This is a genomic window from Litorimonas sp. (genome assembly GCA_029936425.1).
Taxonomy (GTDB): Bacteria; Pseudomonadota; Alphaproteobacteria; order Caulobacterales; family Maricaulaceae; genus Litorimonas.
In genome coordinates this window covers 1-1289 of record JAPYSU010000125.1, presented here as the reverse complement: position 1 = coordinate 1289, position 1289 = coordinate 1, and the positions used below count along the sequence as shown (strand labels likewise).

1 protein-coding gene is annotated in these 1289 nt (G+C 45.0%); it reads right to left on the bottom strand.

Annotated elements, in window-relative coordinates; genetic code table 11:
• Positions 1-1275: reverse transcriptase/ribonuclease H family protein (locus tag ACN0IC_RS15510; RefSeq protein ID WP_416879652.1), on the bottom strand; the 1275-nt coding region annotated here is incomplete at its 3' end.
• Positions 1276-1289 lie beyond the last annotated feature (14 nt).

The following is a 1289-nucleotide window of genomic DNA, read 5'->3' as shown; positions in this document are numbered from 1 at the left end:
CATGGTGCCCAACCTGTCCCACACGTGCATGAAGTTCCTCGCCCCCGCCTCCACGGGCAGCTTCTTGATCTGCTGGCGTGTCTTGCCCAGCTTGAAGTTCACCATTGCGTCTGTGTAGCTCTCATCTCTTCCTGTTTCATTGTATATCGTCTCTAACCCATGTTCTGAGTCAGGGGTCCATGCCCTAATAGACATTAGCCTTTCTCCTTCCTTTATTGGGTCTGAGCCGTCCGCTGCTTCTGAAACCGGATGTCTTGATAAAGCGTCTGCAAACTGATGGTTTTTTCCTTGAATATATTTGAATTTGAAGTTATAAGGCATCATTCTGACCATTAGCCTTTGCAACCTGTCTGAAGTTTCGCCTATTTCGTGTCCCTCTATGTCCACCAGACACTTATGATCTGTAAGGATTTGAAATGAATCCAACCCTTTGAGCCAGTAGGAACATTTCTCCACAGCAAACCACGCGGCCATCAGTTCCAATTCCGTCATCGAATATCTGCTTTCTGTGGGTGACACACGCCTGCTTCCGCAGAAGACTAGTCTTGGCTTGCCGCTTTCTTCATATTGAACAAGAGCATAACCCATGCCTGACAACCGCGTCCCGTCCACCATGAGCTTTGTCTCCAACTCGGGGTCGAACCGTTTAACTATCAAGTCACTGGTCAAAATGATTTTCATATTCTGAAACTCTTCTTCCATTTCTGGGCTCCAAATGAATACAGCATCCTTTAGTAACATTTTTCTCATGTGTCTGTTCCCTTCTGTGATTCCTGAGTACCATGGACTGAAAGTTGTGCAGAGACCAAGCCATGACCTAATATCTGCAACTGATTTTGGTTTTGGGAAATCTCTGATTCCCATCACTGAATCTGGATCTGGATGTGCGCCTTTTTCTGAAATGACATATCCTGCGAACTTTATCTGAGGTCCTCCCTCCAGTTTTCTTCTGCTCAATATTGCCTTCCATTTTCTGCACCTCTCACAAACCTTCCTCAATATATCAGCCAATTCTTCTTCTGTCTCTGCCCACCCCAAAATATCGTCAACCTCCTTCTTGATGCCTTCTATCCCTTCAAGCATTTGATCTGTTACTGCACTAAATATATCACTACTTGGTGACGCCCCCATTGGCAACACTCTGTATGCATATCTGCCGGACTGTAACAAAAATGAACATTTCTTTTGTGAATCTTCGTCAAGAAGTAACTGGTGGTATCCCTGAGTCATGTCCGCTTTAAAGAAATATTTTGCTTTTGCTGGAATAGATTTCATCACCTCGTCCCTGC